Below are 19,124 nucleotides of genomic sequence, written 5' to 3'. Positions count from 1 at the left end.
AAAGATGCACTCAAAAGCACAGCACTGATATACCAAGATCACCACTGGAGATCACGATAGAGATACCGTCATCGCCCCAGGTTCATCCGGGACTTTCTGCATTCAGGCACATTCGCACACCCGTGTGGGCGTGACCACGAAAAAGCCCTTGGGATCCGGGGCTTTGAGGTGTCGTGTGCTTCACTTCTTTGCCTTTCCGCTTGAGAAATCCTCGTAATCGTCTCTGTAGATAGTTACCTCTGACGAGGAGGGGAATGACTTGTCCAGGGCACAAATTTCCCTTTTCTTTAATCTCTTATAATTAAAAGACAAGGTGCACACATAAGCATCAGCACCGTCTCCTCCAAAAATTATTAATTCAAACCCACCAGCTGAGAATTGACACTTGATAATTTTTGTTTGATATAAACGATCATATGAAGTTCTTGGCAGAGTTACTAATTTACTGTCGAGATGAATTTTCAACCATTTGAGCTTCTCGGCCCTGATATTTGGAACAATCCCGAAAGCCATTTGGTACTCATCCGAAACCACTGTTGGCTCTCCAGTTTCCACTTCAAATTCTAGATTAATTTTATGATGTTTTGCTACGAGACCAAATCGTTGGACCCCTTCACCAACATCCTCTATGTTGAGCTCTTTCGCGCTGGTATTTAACTGAATTTTCTTGTCCTCAAATAGCCTAATTCCATGCAGACCTGAGGCGAGAAGAGTAGCCCCTGGTAATCCTAGAAACAGCAATATTAAATACCTCATGTCAGCCTCCACCGTCCAAATTTGCAAGCCTCTCAATTGTCATTTGCCCTGCTGAATCAGGACCACTTGGCACAGTCCTTCCGGGCGAAACCCGAATAGGACCAATCACCACGAGATTAGTGACATTCATATTTACTAATGTTTGTCGTGCTCCATGCGGCATAACGATACAACCTTGAGATGCCTCGCCTGGATGACTTGAACTATCTCCATGGATGAGAAATCCATTTCTACTATGCATGTCTTGATCGCCTGTGGGGGTCAATCTTAGGACAGGATCTCCTTTAATCGATGGGTGCTTCTCTGGACCCGATATCCGGTAATCACCTACAGGAATAACTCCAGCATTGAGATTGGGCGTTTTGGGATTTCCCTTTTCGCCTTCCGAATCAGGGTTGTTCTTCCCACTCCCTCTGCCGCTGTAATTCTTGTCACCCAAATTTGTAATCGTGGTTGTTGATGAGCCATCACTTCTGGTTGTTGTGGTATCGATCCAAGCTGCACCAGTGGACTGGTCGAAGTATCCAACGAGAGTTGTTTGCGCGGACCATTAAAGAGATCCATAAAACTTCACGGTAACCACATCGATTAACCCAACTTTAGTCCACATAAAAAAAGCTTCGGAATATGGTTCGCATTTTACCAAATAGTGTTGCCCTAGTTCGACCTCATTAAGGCTCGCAATGCGAGCCAGGAATGCATCCTTCAAAGGTGAATCGCAATATTCCTTGACAATCGTGGTGATCTCCCTTTTCAGGGAATCAGGATTCAAATCCTTTCCTGCAATTATTAAATCGATTTCAGCACCAAAATGGTTTTCGAACCACCGCTTTACATATACATATTTATTGTTTTCAATTTTAATCATATTATTGCTCAACATAGCATTAACCTTCTTCTGTGGCTCTTTGGCAATGCACATAGATGTAATAATTATTGATAAAATGATATTTTTGATAATCATCTCATTAACTCCTATTGAATAATTTCTATGTGAATTGCAGGATCGTTTGGAGGAAGGAAATATTTGTCTATCTTGCTGCTTCCTTTAACGGCTGCCTTAAATTTCTCCGCTGCGGTGCTTGGAGTTATTCTAGTTGGACTTATATCGATGACATTCCTTACACTTGCATCTCCTGTATGTTTAAATGCACCAGGGTTAGCCAATTTAATTTCATCGATCTTGGCTTTCATCCCCGTAATGATTTCAGTTTCAGTCTTCTTTGCTGCGAGCAGATTTGAATAAACCGTCAGCACTGCATTTCCATCAATCCCATAGAGTTTCTTCTGAGCATCTAGGTTTGCAGATGCATTTTTATACATGATACTCGCCTGCTCCTGGGTGGTCCTGACAGTATCAGTCACAACCACTTCTGTGGCACCGGCTTCTTTCATCAACCCTTTAATAATATCAGCAGATTTTGTCGACACATTACTGCTGTCATTAGGATTGTCATATTTGATTGTTTGCGCGGTTTTCGCCGTTGGTGCTTCAGTTTCTTTTGCCTTAGCCACCGAGGCGGCGGTGCCCTCGCTTGTTCCCGCGATCGGTTGGGTGCTTCCCCCGAGCAGCCTGGCATTGTCCGCTGCCACCTTCATGTTGTCCGTTTCGGCATGCCACAGGCCGATTCCGCCCGAATCGCCGAAACCCCAGGCGGATTGCGAAATTCGCGAGGAGGATGCGTCCATTTCTGGAACCTCGGCGATCCGCCCATCCGGGTCCGTCTTCGTCACGGGGTTGTTCGTCACATAGTTGTAGAGGTTCCAGGATTCGGGATCGTCTTTGGTCTGGTCATAGACGGGGTCCACCTGGGCGAATTTTCCATAGACGGGAAGGTATTCCCGGGCCTGCATGTAGATCGCCTCGCTGTCCGGGTCCTCCTCGTGGTTTGTGAAGCGACGGAGGGCCGTTTTCCCCCAACCGACCATCCGCTCGCCGAAGGGAAGGTTCTTGGATCGGCCCACGATCGTCCCCGAGGCATCGGTCATCACCGAGGGACTCCCCACCTGGTCCGACTGGATGAACATCGTTCCCACACCCGATGAATCCTCCGATAGTTCCTGCCCGAAACCATAGACGATGGAGCGCTTCCAGACCAGGGCCCCGGGGGCTCGCGCCATGACCGTCACCGTGGCGGTCACGGCTCCCACCAGATTCCTGGCGGTCAGCGTGTAGGTAGTCGTCACGGCGGGCGACTGTTCGAGGCTGTTCCCCGTCACGGGCATGCCGTTGATCTCGAGGCCATCGGCTTGGCTCACGGACCACCTCAGGGTCGTGAGCCCGCCTGGCAAGACTTCCTGCGGGTCCGCATAGAACTCCTCGATCACGGGCAAGCCGACCTCCACCACCACGGTGATCGAGGCACTGACTGAGCCCACCCCATTGGTGGCCCTCAGGACATAGGTCGTCGTCGCTGTGGGAGACACCACCAGGCTGTTCCCCACCACCGGCCCGATCCCGTCGAGGGTGAGAGAGGTGGCGTTTGCGACGCTCCAGGTCAGGGTCGAACTCTGCCCCAAGGCAATGGTGCTGGCCGTCGCTGAAAACTCGGCGATGCTTGGGGGCGCCGGCGCATTGACCGCCACAGTCACCTGCGCGGTGACGCTCCCCGCAGCATTCGTCGCCGTCAGCGTGTAGGTCGTGGTCACCCTCGGGAACACCTTGAGGTGCCCCTTTCCTACCACCACGCCGACGCCCTGGTCGATGGACAGCTGGGTGGCTCCGCTCGATTTCCAACTCAGGAGGGCGCCTTCCCCCGGGAGGATGCTGGCCGGGCTGGCGGTGAGACGGGTGATGGAGGGCCGAGCCAGCACCCTGACCACGACGGAATCGGCGGACGCCCGATATCCCGCGGCTCGCGCCCTGAAGGTCACGGTGTAGCTGCCGGCCTGAGTAAAGACATGGCTTGTCCTCGCGCCAACGGCTCTGCTGTGGTCGCCGAAGTCCCAACTGCAGGCCGTGCCGAAGGTCGTCTCTCCCGCGAAGGCCACACTGCTTCCCGGCGCCACCGTGATGGCCGCCGAGGGTTGCAGGATGGTGGCACCGGCCGCTGGATGACGGATGCGCCCCGAGGCCGTTGCCGAGAGGTATTTGGGAGGGCTCACGGGTGAAGGCACAGAAAATTGAGCCAAGGGCTCCCGGCCGAATCCGTAGACTGTGTAATCGAGGCTCCCATCGGCGCGCATGCGCTTGAAGCGAAGGCCTGACGCCTCCAGCAGATAGGAGGTTCCATTCTCCTTCACCACCCGCCCCGAAGGATCGTAGAGCCAGGAGGCCAGCGCATTGGCAGTACCCGGATAGGCAAACACCTGACTGAGGCGCCCCAACGCATCGTACTGGCGCCCGGTATCGTAGGTACCCATCGCCGCGGCCATCGCGGGACTCCCCTGGCTCAGGGCCACGAGGGTACCCGGGAGGTCGTTGCCAACCATGGAATCAGCCCGCCAGGCGCGAAGCTCCGAAGGCTGGAGGCTGCCTGATTCACCCTCCGCGTAGTCGAAATTGGACTGGATCCGGTTCCCGAATGAATCGTAACCGAACCACTGATCAACGCGTTCTCCATGGACTCCCACCACGCGGCTGGCACTTAGCCGTTGGAGCTCGTCATAGCTGAAGACATCATTCCCGCGGCTGAGCATCAGGCCCCCCGCCGACCAGGTGATGGCGCTCGATTCGACCACCCCGCCGGGAACCGCGTGCTGCGTCAGGGCCAGCTCATCCTTGTCCAAGGTCGAGAGCGTGGTGGCGCCGTTGCCGAGGATCAAGGTATGCGTCACCGCGGTACCTGCGATCTGGTCGTAGACCATCATCCCCCGTAGGTTTCCGTCGGCTCTGACGCTTCGAGGCCGGTTCTGGTCGTCGTAATCCACCGTGACGGTCGAAGCCGGCCGGCCTCCCCCTTCCGGATAAGTAAGGCTCGTCGCCTGCCCAAGGGCATTGAGCGTCTGCGAGACGATGAAGCTCTGTTGCCCGTCAGAAACAGACTTCCAATTCAATCGGAAGAGGTCGTCGTATCCATAGGCTTCGATCATGGTTTGCGGCGTCCCCCAGATGTCTGGAAGATCCTGGGTTTCGGATAGCAACACGGGCAGGCGGGAGGCTGAGTCGTACCCGAAGCGACGCACGACAGATCCCTCAGGGCCCGCCGCCACGACGGAGCTCGGCTGGTTGTGGCCATCGAGCGTGGTCGTGAAGGTGTTCCTTACCGTGGAGCCTTCGCGGCCGTACTGTTCACTGACGAGTGGGGTGCCTGACATCGTGAACTTCGAATAGACGGTGGTCCCCTCCTCCGGTTCAGTCCGGCTGATGAGCCATCCCATGGGGTTGTAGGCATAACTGCGCTGCTGCCTGGCCGCTCCAGCCCCCTGGAGCGTCTGCAGAAGGTGGCCATCCTGATCGTAGAAATACTCACTGAGCTGCCCCGCTTGGTCCACCAGGGCCCGCTTTTGGCCCAGGAGATCGACCCCTTCCGACCGCACATGGCCCCGGTCGTCCTGAGTGGAGGTCCACACGGCCGCCAAGCCGCTGATCGAAGTCCATGCGGGCTGCTGAACCGTGTGCTGGAGCAGCCGGCCCTGGGCATCCCAGTGATCCGTCATCCGGCCGCGATCATCGTAGGCCCATCGCTCCATGCCCCAGGACTGCTGGGTCGGCTTCAGGTTGGGGCTTTGTGCCGTCCTCTGTCCGAAGCCATCGTATTCGAGGGCCTGCTCTCCGACCCTCGACCCGGCCGCATCGAAGGTGATCACCTTCACGGTTCGGCCAAAGGCATCCCATTCCGTGCGGCTGCGTACCGTCTTGCCATCGGCGGTCACCGATTCCTCCTTCCAGCGACCGTTGGCATCGTAGGTGCTCTCGGTGGTGACCGAACCGACGACGCCCTTCTGCTGCCGCGTCACCCGCCATTTGCGGCCCCAGGCGTCGTAATCCGTCCGGGTGGTGATGCCAAGGACATCCGTATGGGAGGTCTCGCGGCCCAACTGGGCCTCGTAGGTGAACGACTCCACGCGCCCGTCGATCTTGTCCACAACGGTGGATGGCCCCGCCTGGACATGGGTATCCAGCCAGGTGTGGACCTTCCCCGCCACGACTTCGGGTCGATCTGGATTGGGAAGGTACGGGCCGCCAGGCCCCGACAGCGGCTCCTTCCGAAGATCCAGGATCAAGGGGAGCCCAGGCACATAGCTCCGAACCTCAACTGCCGAGAATCCGGCCCGGTCTCCCTGCTGCCGGACAACCCTGCCGAAGTCGTCGTAGTCGTAGGTCGTGGTCCCGAAATCCGCCTGGCCGACCCGGATGGCGGGTGGAGCCACCGGGAGAGTCGAGTTCGCCGAGGCGAAGCGCGCCGTGTGGGTCTGGGCTGAATCCAGCGTCAGGCTCTTCCGGTCCGACTTGACCTGCAGGGTCATCCTCGACCCATCGAAACTCCGCTGGATCTCGCCGCGCCGCCAGGTGGGCTGAGAGGATTCCATCGATGGGAGGACATTGCTCCAGATCGGCACAGCCGCGCCATCGGGTGTTGGCAGGGACTGGGACGGCACATCGGTATATTCGTCGGTGATCACGGGCCCGTACTCATCCCGGGCCCCAGGCGTGTTGGGGTTTCCAGCCACGGTCGTACGGGTGGGAAGGTCCTTGGTATGAATGGTCGTGCGTAGAGGCACGGCATTGACGGGCAGGCCGTTGGCCAAAGATCCCGACGGGTTGGCCCAGCTCCGCAGATCGAAGCCATCGTAGACAATCACCTGAAACGGGGAAGAGCCCAAGTCTGAAGGCCGGAGCGCGGACAGGCCCGTGCCCGTCAGGTTCTCCTCGTAAAGCACGGCCGCTGTGGCGAACAGATAGCCCTGGGGACCGCTCAGGTTCAGATCCTCGCGATAGGAGGGATGGGTCAGCCGAACCGCTCGATAAGGCGATCCCGAATCCGGCTGTGCGACGGGATAGTGCAGGATGGCCGTCGAGCTCTCGTATTCTTTGCATGTCCAGAGCGTGCGGGTCTGACCCAGTGGCGTCCCATCCCACCAGGGCCGCACCCGCAGGATTTGATAGCATTCCCCTGGGGTGGATCCGACCGTGTCCTGCCGGGAGATCCGGGCCACGCTGCGCGAGACGAAGGCTCCGAGTTCTTCCTCCTGGGCGTAGGTTCCCCGCACATGCCGGAACCCCATCCAGGCACCATCGCATTCGCTGAAGCTCAGGGCCGAGAGGTGGATGGCGGAATCATATTGAAAGCTCTCCCGGAGCCCGTTGGGGTAGTCGATTTGTTTCAGGTTGCCCGTGGGCCAGAGACCCTCGCCCCAATCAAAACCAAGCTTCTGGACGGACTGGTCCTCGGCGGTATGGGTGATCGTAAGGGGTACGAATCCGTGGTCCCAGGTGTATTCAGGCTCAGGGGCCGCCTGCGGATCGTACCCAGGACAGGTAATGGCCGGTTTCGGAACAAAGCGTTGCTTGGAGGCGCAAGCCCCCAAGAGGGTGGCTTTGGGCAGGCCGAACGAGTTCGTCACTTCCATCTGGCCGGTCGAGCGGAGGTCGGCGGGGTAGTCGTAGGGCAGACCGCTGCGAGCGTCGGTACCGGATTTCCGATGGGTGACCGGCAGGCCTGACGGGGTCACGGACAGAGTCAAGGTGTTGCCCGGCGCCACCTGATCCTGGATCACGATGGTGGTGAGGACCTGGAAATCAGGCTCCACCGTCGTTTCGGATTCATCCACGGTGATGTGGTCTCCCCAGCGATTGCTGAAGTGCGTCAATGCATGTCCGAAGGGAACGACGCCATTTCCCCGCTGGGTCCAGATGGTATTGGGGCCATCGATGATCGCGTAGCCCGGAGCCAAGGCCCGCGTTGAGACAATGGTCTCCTGCGTGTTCTTGTCGTAGCGCTCGATCGTCGCCAGGTAGGAGAAGGCCACCAGGAATTTGGTGCCATCGCTGGACGGGAGCGCCCCGGTCACCTGCAGGGACCCGGGATCATCGAGAAGATAGCCAGGAGGCGGCGTCCTCGGTGGAACCGGGTTCACCCCACGCTCCAGCATGCGGCTCTGGAGATCCGCGAGACCGGGCATTCTCCCGGCCTCGTACCGCCGGTGGAAGACCATCGGATGGCCATCCACCAGAACGGTGCATTGAAGCGGACTGTCGCCGAAATTTGTCATCGACGGCCAGACCACGGGACGGACATTCCCGCCGAGGGCACTCCCGGCCCCGCCCGATGGACCATAGGCCGACTGCAGACCATCCTGGTTGTCGAAGGACCAGGTGAACCCGATGGGAATCCGTCCCGGAAGTCTCGGCCCCAAGGGGACCCGCAGATTCAGGCTCCCGCTCACGGCATCGACAGAGCCGATCCCAAGCTTGATCGTCCGATGGGACAAAGGCGTTTCGTGAAGCGGGTCTCCTTCGGCCCCCGCGAAGGCCTGGATGCAGGCCAACACCACGATCCATCCAACACCAAGCCCGCTTTCGCGAAGCCCGCCCGGTTGGCAAAGGCGGCCCAACCGTCGCCGAACCCAGCAGAAGGCCTTCGGCAGAAGACGGACAAGATCACGGCAAAGCGCGGATGCACCAGGGAACACAGAAACTCCGGGTCGAGTGTTTCGGCCCAGGCTACCTCTGCTCTGAAAGGCATCGTTGTTAAGTGTTGTGTAGTTTTGTTAAGCCTTGTTAAGAAACCCTCAACGCCTACTAATTGGCTTCCAGCTCGGCCAGCCGCGCCTGGGCATCCGCGCTGTCGGGATGGTGCAGCAGGCATTCGCGCAGGTAGCGCCGGGCGCCCTCGAGGTCCTCCAGCTCCCTCCGCGCCTCGGCCAGGTGGATGAGGGCCTCCTCGGACCGGCCATCGACTTGCAGGGCCTGGCGCCAGTGGCCCTCGGCGCGATCCCAGTCCCCCAGCTCGGCACAGCCGTGGCCCGCGTCCAGCAGGTACCTCAGGTGCTGGGGATCCAGGCGGACGGCGCGCTCGAGATCGAGGCGGGCCGGCAGGTGATCGCCCAGGTTGGCCTGGGCCAGGCCCCGCAGGTGCCAGAAGGCCGGGTACTCCCGGCAGGCCTCGCCCAGGCCGTTCAGGTAGGGCAGCAGGGCTTCCCAGGTCTCCATGCCCGCCAGGCAGTCCGCCTGGAGCAGCAGGAGCTCCGGGTTGCCGGGCTCGGCTTTGAGGAGGTCGATCACCTCGGCGTAGGCGGTTTCGTACTCGCCCAGGGCCACCTCGATCTGCAGGAGGAGGGGAGGGTGATGCTGACCCTGGTGTTCGGGCGGAAGCTTCTCGAGAAGCGACTTCGCCAGGTCCGGCTGGTCCTCCCACCAGAAGGCGAACTCGGCTCGCCGGAGCTGCCATTCCTGCCGGAGGGATTCTCCCTCGGCGCCGCCCGGGATGACCTTCCAGCCCCGCTCCAGGCTGCGGAGCGCCTCGTCATCGCGGCGGAGCTCCAGCGCGATCTGGTGGCGCTCCATCCAGAGGCGGAAGGCCTCCGGAAGCTGGCGGACCGCGGCTTCGGCCACCTGCCAGGAACCTTCGAGATCTCCCAGCCGGCGCCGGGAGATGCTCTCCACCAGCCAGTGCTGGGGCTGCGTGCGCCGCTCCGGAGGCAGGGCCTGGATGAGGGCCAGGGCTTCGGCGGGATGGCCGCTGCGCAGCAGGTGCATGCCGGCGGCCCCGCGGTCCCAGGACAGGCGCGGGTCGCCGTGGCGGGCCATGAGCACGGCCAGGGCCCGCTCGGCCACATCCTCGCGGCCGTGCTGCAGGCCGGCCAGCATCAGGTCATCGAGGACCAGGGGATCGTCCCAGGCCAGGGGCAGGGTCGCCTCGAAGTGGACCCAGGCCTGGTGCAGTGCCTCGGCCTCGCCGCACCGGAGCAGGAGGATGCCCTGCAGGTGGCGCAGCCGCGCCATGCGGGGAGCCAGCCGGATGAGGCGCTCGCCCCAGGCCAGGCGGCGCGCCGAGGGAAGGTCCGGAACCTTGCGGAAAGCCCGTGCCACCACGAGGCGCTTCCACAGCGGCAGGCGGGACAGCTGCCCTTCCAGGAGGTCCAGCCAGGCCCGGTCCCGGTAGCCGAGCGCCTGATGGGCGGCGCTGCGGAGGAGGTGGATGCGATAGCCCAGCTCCCCGGTGGCCAGGGGGGCCCGGTCCAGGCATTCCGCGACGGCCGAGGCCGGCTCGCCTGCGCTCCACAGAATCTCGGCCCGGGCCAGGAGGGCCGGATAGATCCAGACCTGCCGGATGGCCCAGCCCAGCCACATCCCGACGAGGAGGGTTCCCGCCAGGATCCACCCGAACCGGGGCTCCTGCCGGAAGCCTTCCAGGGAAAGGACGACCACCACCAGGATCAGGAGGAGGCCCAGGACCGGGCGGAGGCGCGCAGAGAGCATGGGCCCATGGTACGCGACGACGGGTAGGCGACGACGGTACGCGCCGAGCCCCGGCCGGGACCGGGGCTCGGAAGAGGCCGGGTTCAGACCTTGTTCACATTCGCGGCCTGGGGGCCCTTGGGGCCCTGCACCACCTCGAAGCTGACGCGCTGCTTCTCGTCCAGGGAGCGGAATCCCTTGGTCTGCACGGCGGAGTAGTGGACGAAGATGTCGGGCCCACCCTCGTCGGGGGTGATGAAGCCGAAACCCTTCTCGGCGTTGAACCACTTGACGGTACCTTCGGACATGTCCTTCTTCCCGGGGGCCAAGCCCCTCGCGCCTGGAGGTTGGTCGCGCGACGCGCGCCAGGCGCGCGAGTCGCGGGGGCTTGCGCCCGAGTGAAACCGGGATCCCCGGCGGGAGTCCCACCCCCACTTTCACGGCTGTTGGGCTGGTAAAGATGGTTGGTTGAAAGGGATTCTAGGGATGGGCGGGGAGGTCTTCAAGCCCCAAAATCCCGCGGGAAGAGCCTAGGCCGTGGTGGCCTTCAGGCCCAGGACCGCCACCATGAGCAGGATAAGGAAGAAGATCCGGCCCGGCGTCACCGGCTCCTTGAAGAGGACCATGCCCAGCACGGCCGCCCCGAAGGCCCCGATGCCCACCCACACCGGATAGGCGGTGCCGATGGGCAGTTCCTTGGCGGCCAGCCCCAGCAGGACCATGCTGCCCACGATGGCCAGGCCCGTGAGGGCCGAGGCCAGGGGCCGCGTGAAGCCCTGGGTGTATTTCAGGCCGATGGCCCAGCCCGTCTCCAGGAGACCGGCCACGAGGAGGAGGATCCAGCTGCGCATGGGGGCTCCAGGAACTCAGAAGGCGGCCCGGGGGCCGCCTTCTGAGGATAGGGCGTTCTCTGATCGTCAGTTCCCCTGCTGGATTTCCTTCGCGATGACGAGGCGCTGGATCTGGTTCGTTCCTTCATAGATCTGGAGGAGCTTGGCGTCGCGCATGCACTTCTCGACCAGGTAGTCGCGGCTGTAGCCGTTGCCGCCGAGGATCTGCACGGCGTCGGTGCTGACTTCCATGGCGGTGTCGGTGGCGAAGGTCTTGGCGATGGCGCTCTGCTTCGAGTTCTTGATGCCGTTGTCGGTCATCCAGGCGGCCTGCCAGGTGAGCAGGCGGCTGGCCTCGATCTTCTTGGCCATGTCCGCCAGCATGAAGCTGATGGCCTGGTTGGCGAAGATGGGCTGGCCGAACTGGATGCGCGTCTTGGCGTACTCCAGGGCGATCTCGAAGGCGGCCCGGGCCACGCCCACGCCTCCGGCGGCCACGGCGGCGCGGGTCTGATCCAGGGTCTTCATGGCGATGACGAAACCCATGCCTTCCTTGCCCAGGAGGTTCTCCACGGGCACCTCGGCGTCGTTGAAGTAGAGCTCCACCTGGTTGGAGGCCCGCTGGCCCATCTTGTCCATGGCCTTGCCCACCACCAGGCCCGGCGTGTCGCGGGGGACCACGATGCAGCTGGTGCCGCGGGCGCCCTTGGTGGGATCGGTGCTGGCGAAGAGGGCATACCAGTCGGCGTAGCCGCCATTGGTGCAGTAGCACTTGGTGCCGTTGATGATGTATTTGTCGCCCTTCTTCTCCGCGCGGCAGCTCATGCCGCCGGCGTCGGAACCGGCGTTGGGCTCGGACAGGGAGAAGGCCGCGAACTTGGGCTCCTCGGCGAGCATGCCCAGCCACTTCTTCTTCTGTTCGGGGGAGGCCGCGACCAGCAGAGGCGTCATGGCCAGGCCGTTGGCCATGATGGAGGTGTAGAGGCCGGCGCAGCCCCAGGCCAGCTCCTCGCAGACGATCGCTTCCTCGATCTGCTTGGCGCCGGGGCCGCCGCAGTCCTCGGGCACCAGGGCCTGGAGGTAGCCATAGTCGAAGGCGGCCTTGTAGACATCCACGGCCCACTCGCCGGTCTCGTCGTACTTGCGGGCCACGGGGCGCATGATCTTCTCGGCGAAGGCATGGGCCCGTTCTTTTTCGGCCAGCTGTTCAGGGGAAAGCGAGAAACCGAGCATGAAAGCCTCTTCTGAAAAGGAGGGGAGGTGGCGTGGCTGTGTGAATCTGGAATCTCCAGTCTATCTGGCCGCCTGCCCCCGCCCAAGGCCGGAGGCCCTGACGCGGAGTAGGATGACGGCGGTCACAGGGTGGGCTGAGGTTAAACTCAAGGGTTGGAGTGCCCATGACCATCCGTTTGACTGACCTCGGGAAAGCCGTCCTGGAAACGGAATACGCCGTGCGGGGGCCCATCGTGGCCCGGGCCGGGGAGTTGGAGAAGCACGGGCGCGAGATCATCTACTGCAACATCGGGAACCCACAGTCGCTGGGGCAGAAGGCCCTCACCTGGAACCGCCAGATCCTGGCCCTCTGCGAGTACCCGGCCCTCCTGGACCTGGCTCCGGGCACCTTCCCCACGGATGTGGTCGAGACGGCCAAGGCCATTCTCGCCGGCACCAGGCACGGGCTCGGCGCCTACAGCGAAAGCCGCGGCGTGCGGTTCATCCGCGAGGCCGTGGCCGAGTTCATCCTGGAGCGCGACCACATCGGGGTGGATCCCGATGCCATCTTCCTCACGGACGGCGCCAGCAAAGGCGTGCAGACCATCCTGAGGCTGCTGCTCAGCGGACCCCAGGACGGCATCATGGTGCCGATCCCCCAGTACCCGCTGTATTCAGCCACCATCACGCTCTACGAAGGGCGCATGGTGCCCTACTACCTGGACGAGGCGAACGGCTGGAAGCTGAGCCGCCCCATGCTGGAGGCCTCCTTGGCCCAGGCGAAGGCGGAAGGCACGCGCGTGAAGGCCATCTGCGTGATCAACCCCGGCAACCCCACGGGGGCGGTGCTGGACGAGGCCAACATCGCGATGGTCATCGACTTCGCGAAGGCCCACGGGCTCTCGATCCTGGCGGACGAGGTCTACCAGGAGAACATCTACCTGCCCGGCGATGAGTTCGTCTCCTTCGCGAAGGTGCTGCACCAGGTCGAGGCGAAGGAGGTCTCCCTCTTCAGCTTCCACTCCTGCTCCAAGGGCTTCCTGGGCGAGTGCGGCGTGCGGGGCGGGTACTTCGAATACCGCCATGTGCCGGAGGATGTGGCCGCCCAGATCCTCAAGCTCCAGAGCGTGAGCCTCTGTGCCAACCTCGCGGGCCAGGTCGCCACCTATGCCATGGTGCGTCCGCCGAAACCGGGCATGCCCTCCCACGCCCGGTACGCCGCGGAGAAGGGCGCCATCCTCGAGACCCTGAAGCAGCGGGCCATCCTGTTGGCCGAAGGCTTGAACCGCATCGAAGGCATCTCCTGCAACGAGATCGCGGGGGCCATGTACGCCTTCCCCAGCATCACCCTGCCGGCGGGCCGCACGGACTTCGACTACGCCATGGCCCTGCTGGAGGCGACGGGCATCTGCGTGGTCCCGGGGTCCGGCTTCGGCCAGGCCGAGGGCACCGCCCACTTCCGCACCACCATCCTGCCGCCCACCGACAAGATCCAGAAAGTGGTGGACGCGCTCGGCGAGTTCCACCGCAACTTCCGCTAGCTCATCCAGGAGTCCCCATGCGTCCCGAGCATCCCATCGTCCTCATCACCGGCGCGTCCAGCGGCTTCGGCGAAGCCATGGCGCGGCTGCTGGCCTCGCAGGGCTGCCACCTGGCCCTGGGCGCCCGTCGCGTGGAGCGGGTGCAGGCCCTGGCGGATGAGCTGACGAAGGCCCACGGCATCAAGGCCTTTGCGGGCGCCGTGGACACCCGCCACACCGCCAGCGTGGACGCCTTCGTGGCCGAAGCCGCCGCGGCCCTCGGCGGGCTGCATGTGGTGGTAGCCAACGCGGGCCTGGCCAGCGGCACCTACAAGCTGTGGGAGACGCCGGACGAGGATCTCGAGGCCATGATGCGGACCAATGTGGAGGGCGTGGTGAAGACCATCCGCGCGGGCCTCCCCCACCTCCGCAAGGCCGGCTGGGGCCATGTCTTCTTCATCGGTTCCACCGCCGGCCATCAGCCCTATGAGGGCGGCAGCGTCTACTGCGCCTCCAAGTTCGGCGTGAAGGCCATGGCCCAGAGCCTGCGCCTGGAGCTGAACGGCGAGCAGATCCGCGTCACCTCCGTGGATCCCGGCATGGCCGTGACCGAGTTCTCCGATGTCCGGCTGAAGGATGGTGACAAGGCCAAGGCCGTCTACCAGGGCGTGAAGCCCCTCACCGCCTTCGATGTGGCCGAGTGCGTGCGGTGGAGCCTCATGGCGCCCGACCATGTGAACATCGACGAGATCCTGGTGAAGTGCGTGGACCAGGCCTCCGTCCACAAGGTCCACCGGCGGATCTGATCAGTCCCGGCTGAGCTTCAGGGCCAGGGGCAGCGAGACGAGGATGGCGAGGGCGCCCAGGGCCCAGCCGGCGCGGTAGCCGTAGGCGCCGATGGCCCAGCCGAGGCTGAAGCTGCCGAGGCCGATGCCGGCGTCGAAAGCGAAGAGGAGGACGCCGAAGGCCGAGCCCCGGCGCTTCGGATCGGCGGAGGCCATCAGCTTCGCGTTGATGAGGGTGTGCATCATGCTGTAGCCCGCGCCGTAGAGCAGGGCCGACAGCACATGCCGCAGCGTGCCGCCGGGCAGGGCCGCCAGGAGGGCCATCCCCGCGAAGGCCCCCAGCAGCATGGCCGGCAGCTTGCGGATGGGCCGCTTCCCGAAGCCGCGCCGGAGCATGGCCAGCCGCATGAGCACCATGCCCACGGCCATGAAGGACAGGAAGGCCGAGGGCACGGGCATCCCCAGGGCCAGGGCCTCCTGGGCCGTGTAGGTGCCCAGCGCGCCATAGCCCAGGGCCACGCAGAAGAGGACCAGGCTGGGGATCAGCACGGAGGCATCGGGCCACTTGAAGCCCTCGGCGCGGCCGTGCGGATGGTCCTTCGGGAGGGTGGTGCCCAAGGCCCCCAGCAGGAGGAAGAGGACCGCCAGATACCACCCGATGGGTGCGAAGCCCCATCGTTGCTGAATCCACAGACCCAGCAGGGGACCCACGATGACGCCGCCGGGGCTGGCCAGGCCATAGAGGCTGAGGCCGTCCGCATGGCGGTCGGCGGGCAGCACATGGGCCAGCGAGGCCATGGTGGCCGTCAGCAGGCCGGACCACACGATGCCGTGGGGAAAGGCGAGCAGGTAGAAGCCCCAGCGGGTGGGCATCACGGCGTAGGCCGCGAGGAAGGCCGCGTAGAGCATCGCCGAGGTGATCACCAGGCGGCGGTGTCCCACCCGGTCGCCGAGCGGGCCCGTGAACAATGCGCCCAGGGCGCTGCCCAGGGTGAAGAGGCTCATGAAGCGGCCACTTTCCGCCAGGCTCGCCCCGAGATCCCTCAAGCGCAGGGGCACGGTGGGGAAGAGCTGGAACGCGGCGAAGAAGGTGACGAAGGTCAGCGCCCACACCAGGGCGAATTGCCGGGTGACGAGGCTGGGGCGGGGGTTGGAAAGATCCTTCATGATCCCAGAATGGCAGGGAGCTCCGCCTCGGGTGTCACGGTCGGCCGCTTCCCGACGACGCGCTGGGCCACGGGAATGGCCAGAGTCATCAGGCCGGCCCCGATGGCCCAGCCCCAGCGGAAGCCTCCGTGCTGCATGACCCAGCCCAGGCCGAGCGCCCCCAGGGCGGTGGCGGCGTCGAAAGCGAAGAAGAAGGCTCCCGCGGCCGATCCGCGCCGCTGGGGTGCCGTGGTCTCCAGCAGGTGGGTCAGCATCAGGGTGTGGACCATCCCGTAGCCGGCGCCATAGACGAGGCCCGCGGAAAGGTGGCGGGCCAGCCCGCCCGGCAGGAAGGCCAGCATCCCGTACCCCACGGCCGTCAGGGCGGCCATGCCCGGCATCAGGGCCACGGGCCGCCGCCCCATGCCGGTGAGGGCGAGCAGGCCGCGCATGGCCATCATCCCCAGGGCGAAGCAGGTCAGGAAGGCGGAGGGCCAGGCCAGGCCCAGGGCCTTGGCCTCCTGGGCGCTGTAGGGCGTCATGGGGCCGAAGCTGAGACCCACCAATCCCATGACGGCCACCGGGCCCCACACAGACCGGTCCGGCCACTGGAACACCGTGCCGGCGATCTCCCGCGGGGCCTCGCGGGGCAGGACGCCGATCAGCGAATGCAGCAGCGCGAAGACGCCTGCGAGCAGGACCATCATCCAGGTGAACCCCAGGTGGGGCATCAGCCAGAGGCCCACGAGGGGGCCCACCGCCACGCCACCGGGCCCCGTGAGGCCGAAGATCGAAAGCCCCTGCGCCCGATGCTCCAGGGGCAGGATGCCTCCCACCTTGGAGATGGAGGCGGTGCGCAGGGCCGACCACAACAGGCCGTGCACCGGCGCCAGCAGGTAGAACACCCAACGCACTCTCAGCAATGCGTAGACCACCAGGATGCCGACCACCGCGAGGGAGGCCACCCGCAACACGCGGCGCGGCCCCAGGCGGTCGCCCAGGGGCCCCGTGAACAGCGCGCCGAAGCCCGAGCCCAGCATGAAGGCCGTCTGGAATCGCCCGCTTTCGGCCAGGCTCGCACCCAGATCCCGGAGGCGCAAAGGCACCACGGGGAAGAGCTGGTAGCCGGCCGCGAAGACCAGGAAGTAGAAGGAACAGACGATCAGAAAGGGCACCGTCAGGAACCCGGGCCGCTTCGATCCATCGCCGTCCAGCATCCATCCAGGATCGCATATGCTGAAGGATCCATCCGAGGTCCCCATGCAGCTGGAGCACTTTCATTCGGAAGTTGATCGCGTCAAGAAAGGCGGCTCGCCCAAGGCTCACGAGAAGAATGCCGAAGCGGGCAAGCTCTTCGCCCGGGAGCGCATCCGGCTGCTGGTGGACGAGGGGAGCTTCGTCGAGGACGGCCTCTTCGCCAATGCCCTGCACAAGGACCTTCCCGCGGACGGCGTCATCACGGGCACGGCCCTGGTGGGTGGCCGTCCCGTGGCCTTGATGGCCAACGACAGCACCATCAAGGCCGGCAGCTGGGGCGCCCGCACGGTGGAGAAGATCATCCGCATCCAGGAAGTGGCCATGCGGATGAAGGTCCCCATGCTCTACCTGGTGGACTCGGCCGGAGCCCGCATCACCGACCAGCTCGACATGTTCCCCGGCCGCCGCCATGCCGGGACCATCTTCCACATGGAGGTGGCCCTGTCGGGCCTGGTGCCCCAGGTCTGCCTGCTCTTCGGCCCCTCGGCCGCGGGCGGCGCCTACATCCCGGCCTTCTGCGATGTGGTGGTGATGGTGGAAGGCAACGCCAGCATGTACCTGGGCTCACCCCGCATGGCGGAGATGGTGATCGGCGAGAAGATCAGCCTCGAGGATCTCGGCGGCGCGCGCATGCACTGCTCCGTGAGCGGCTGCGGCGACTTCCTCTGCAAGACCGAGGTGGAGGCCATCGAGCTCTGCCGCCAGTACCTGTCCTACTTCCCCCAGCACTGCGAAGACGCCGTGCCGGCGGCTCCGCCGAAGGCGGTCTCGCCCAAAGCGAAGGCTCTGGGTGCGCTCGTCCCCAAGGACATCAACTCCCCCTTCCAGATGAAGGACTTCATCGAGGGCCTGGTGGACGAGGGCAGCTTCCTGGAGGTGAAGAAGCTCTTCGCCGGGGAGATCATCACCGGCCTGGCCCGGTTGGACGGCAAGCCCGTGGGCATCCTGGCCAACCAGCCCCGGGTGAAGGGCGGCGTGCTGTTCGTGGACAGCGCCGACAAGGCCACCCGCTTCATGACCCTCTGCGACGCCTTCGGCATCCCCCTCGTGTTCCTCAGCGATGTGCCGGGTTTCATGATCGGCAGCGCCGTGGAGAAGCAGGGCATCATCCGCCACGGCGCCAAGATGATCAGCGCCATGGCCAGCTGCAGCACGCCGCGCATCTGCGTGGTGGTGCGCAAGGCGTATGGGGCAGGCCTCTACGCCATGAGCGGCCCGGGCTTCGATCCGGATGCCACGCTGGCGCTGCCCACGGCCAGCATCGCCGTCATGGGCGCCGAGGCCGCCGTGAACGCCGTCTTCGCCAACAAGATCGCGGAGAAGCCGGAAGAGGAGCGGGTCGCCTATGTCCAGCAGCTCCGCGACGAGTACAACGAGGACATCAACCTGAAGAAGCTGGGCGCGGATCTGCATGTGGACGCCATCGTGGATCCCGCCGACCTCCGCGCCGAGCTCGTCACTCGTCTCGCCCGGGCCCGCCGCCGGGAAGCCTGGCCCGCCAAGCGCCGCAGCGTCACGCCCGTCTGACCTTCTTCCCCCCGGGCCCCACTGCGCTATGCTTCCGGGGACCTTTCCGGAGGCTGGCATGTTCCGTCGCGTGGATGACTTCAAGACCATCTGGCAGCAGGAGGCGGAGAAGACCCTGGCGGTCTTCGCGGCCATTCCCGATGCGGCGGCCCATCAGGCCGTGGACGACCAGCATCGCGACCTGCGGCGCATGGCCTGGCACCTGGTGGAAACCGTCCTGGAGCTGCCCCAGAACCTGGGCCTGAAGGTGAAGGGACCCGTGGGGCTGGGGCCCGACGGGTTCATCGCCACGCCCCCCCCGCCCACCATGGCCGAGGTCGCCGCCGCCTACCACGCCGTGAGCGATTCCCTGCTGGACCACATCGGCAGCTGGAGCAACACCGAACTGGGCCGCAACTTCACCCTCTATGGCGAGACCTGGACCGGCGCCTTCGCGCTCTATGTCCTGGTCAGCCACCAGACCCACCACCGCGGTCAGATGACCGTCCTCATGCGCCAGGCCGGCCTGCATGTGCCCAGCATCTACGGCCCCACCAAGGAGGGCTGGGCGGCCTTCGGGATGGACGCGCCGAAAGTCTGAATTCCCTTCCCTGGGCGAAAGCAGGGGGCAAGCAACGGCCTTGGGTGACGCGGTCTGGAGGGCTCCAAGCGAGCTCACGGAGTATTTATCTTTATTTTTTTCTAACATTTCGACCGTTCGGCCGGAGGGGCGAAAGAATTTCTCCAAAAAGGTGTTGCAACTCTAGAA

At 63.8% G+C, this 19,124-nt stretch carries 14 protein-coding genes; 4 read left to right on the top strand and 10 right to left on the bottom strand.

Going from position 1 to position 19,124, the window contains the following annotated elements; all coding sequences use genetic code 11:
• Window positions 1-180 precede the first annotated feature (180 nt).
• From QUD34_RS03875 to QUD34_RS03845, 8 genes are all read right to left on the bottom strand, one after another.
• Window positions 181-756, bottom strand: a complete 576-nt coding sequence (locus tag QUD34_RS03875; RefSeq protein WP_286355285.1) for a hypothetical protein — start codon at window positions 754-756, stop codon at window positions 181-183.
• A 1-nt stretch (window position 757) separates the two neighbouring features.
• On the bottom strand, window positions 758-1,195 hold the full coding sequence (locus QUD34_RS15205; RefSeq protein WP_511183559.1) for a tlde1 domain-containing protein: 438 nt from the start codon (window positions 1,193-1,195) through the stop codon (window positions 758-760).
• A gap of 111 nt (window positions 1,196-1,306) precedes the next feature.
• On the bottom strand, window positions 1,307-1,720 hold the full coding sequence (locus QUD34_RS03870) for a hypothetical protein (RefSeq protein ID WP_286355284.1): 414 nt from the start codon (window positions 1,718-1,720) through the stop codon (window positions 1,307-1,309).
• 11 nt (window positions 1,721-1,731) lie between these two features.
• Window positions 1,732-8,193: an RHS repeat-associated core domain-containing protein gene (locus QUD34_RS03865; RefSeq protein ID WP_286355283.1), complete on the bottom strand. Its 6,462-nt coding sequence runs from the start codon at window positions 8,191-8,193 to the stop codon at window positions 1,732-1,734.
• A gap of 247 nt (window positions 8,194-8,440) precedes the next feature.
• Window positions 8,441-10,120 (bottom strand): tetratricopeptide repeat protein, encoded by a 1,680-nt coding sequence (locus QUD34_RS03860; RefSeq protein ID WP_286355282.1) that lies wholly within the window; start codon window positions 10,118-10,120, stop codon window positions 8,441-8,443.
• Window positions 10,121-10,203: 83 nt separating this feature from the next.
• Window positions 10,204-10,407, bottom strand: coding sequence for a cold-shock protein (locus tag QUD34_RS03855; protein ID WP_286355281.1), 204 nt, complete (start codon window positions 10,405-10,407; stop codon window positions 10,204-10,206).
• A 222-nt stretch (window positions 10,408-10,629) separates the two neighbouring features.
• A complete protein-coding gene (locus tag QUD34_RS03850) occupies window positions 10,630-10,950 on the bottom strand; it encodes a DMT family transporter (protein WP_286355280.1) in 321 nt (106 codons plus the stop codon).
• A gap of 66 nt (window positions 10,951-11,016) precedes the next feature.
• Window positions 11,017-12,162, bottom strand: a complete 1,146-nt coding sequence (locus tag QUD34_RS03845) for an acyl-CoA dehydrogenase family protein (RefSeq protein WP_286355279.1) — start codon at window positions 12,160-12,162, stop codon at window positions 11,017-11,019.
• A gap of 164 nt (window positions 12,163-12,326) precedes the next feature.
• Between QUD34_RS03845 and QUD34_RS03840 the strand changes: the two genes are divergently transcribed.
• Entirely contained in the window at window positions 12,327-13,682 is a 1,356-nt protein-coding gene (locus tag QUD34_RS03840) for an aminotransferase class I/II-fold pyridoxal phosphate-dependent enzyme (protein WP_286355278.1), read from the top strand.
• Window positions 13,683-13,699: 17 nt separating this feature from the next.
• The gene (locus QUD34_RS03835) at window positions 13,700-14,467 is read left to right on the top strand and encodes an SDR family NAD(P)-dependent oxidoreductase (protein ID WP_286355277.1); all 768 of its coding nucleotides are present in this window, start codon (window positions 13,700-13,702) and stop codon (window positions 14,465-14,467) included.
• On the opposite strand, the gene QUD34_RS03830 is transcribed toward QUD34_RS03835, so the two are convergent.
• Both QUD34_RS03830 and QUD34_RS03825 read right to left on the bottom strand, forming a co-directional pair.
• The gene (locus tag QUD34_RS03830) at window positions 14,468-15,613 is read right to left on the bottom strand and encodes an MFS transporter (RefSeq protein ID WP_286355276.1); all 1,146 of its coding nucleotides are present in this window, start codon (window positions 15,611-15,613) and stop codon (window positions 14,468-14,470) included.
• The gene (locus QUD34_RS03825) at window positions 15,610-16,809 is read right to left on the bottom strand and encodes an MFS transporter (RefSeq protein ID WP_286355275.1); all 1,200 of its coding nucleotides are present in this window, start codon (window positions 16,807-16,809) and stop codon (window positions 15,610-15,612) included. Before QUD34_RS03825 ends, QUD34_RS03830 begins: the two co-directional genes overlap by 4 nt.
• A gap of 16 nt (window positions 16,810-16,825) precedes the next feature.
• Here QUD34_RS03825 and QUD34_RS03820 point away from each other — a divergent pair, with 16 nt between their 5' ends.
• Together QUD34_RS03820 and QUD34_RS03815 are read left to right on the top strand one after the other, a co-directional pair.
• Entirely contained in the window at window positions 16,826-18,376 is a 1,551-nt protein-coding gene (locus QUD34_RS03820; protein WP_286355274.1) for an acyl-CoA carboxylase subunit beta, read from the top strand.
• Window positions 18,377-18,434: 58 nt separating this feature from the next.
• A complete protein-coding gene (locus QUD34_RS03815; RefSeq protein ID WP_286355273.1) occupies window positions 18,435-18,956 on the top strand; it encodes a DinB family protein in 522 nt (173 codons plus the stop codon).
• Window positions 18,957-19,124 lie beyond the last annotated feature (168 nt).

This window comes from Geothrix oryzae (assembly GCF_030295385.1).
Taxonomy (GTDB): Bacteria; Acidobacteriota; Holophagae; order Holophagales; family Holophagaceae; genus Geothrix; species Geothrix oryzae.
The sequence above is the reverse complement of the archived record's forward strand: the minus strand, read 5'-3'. Positions and strand labels throughout refer to the sequence as shown.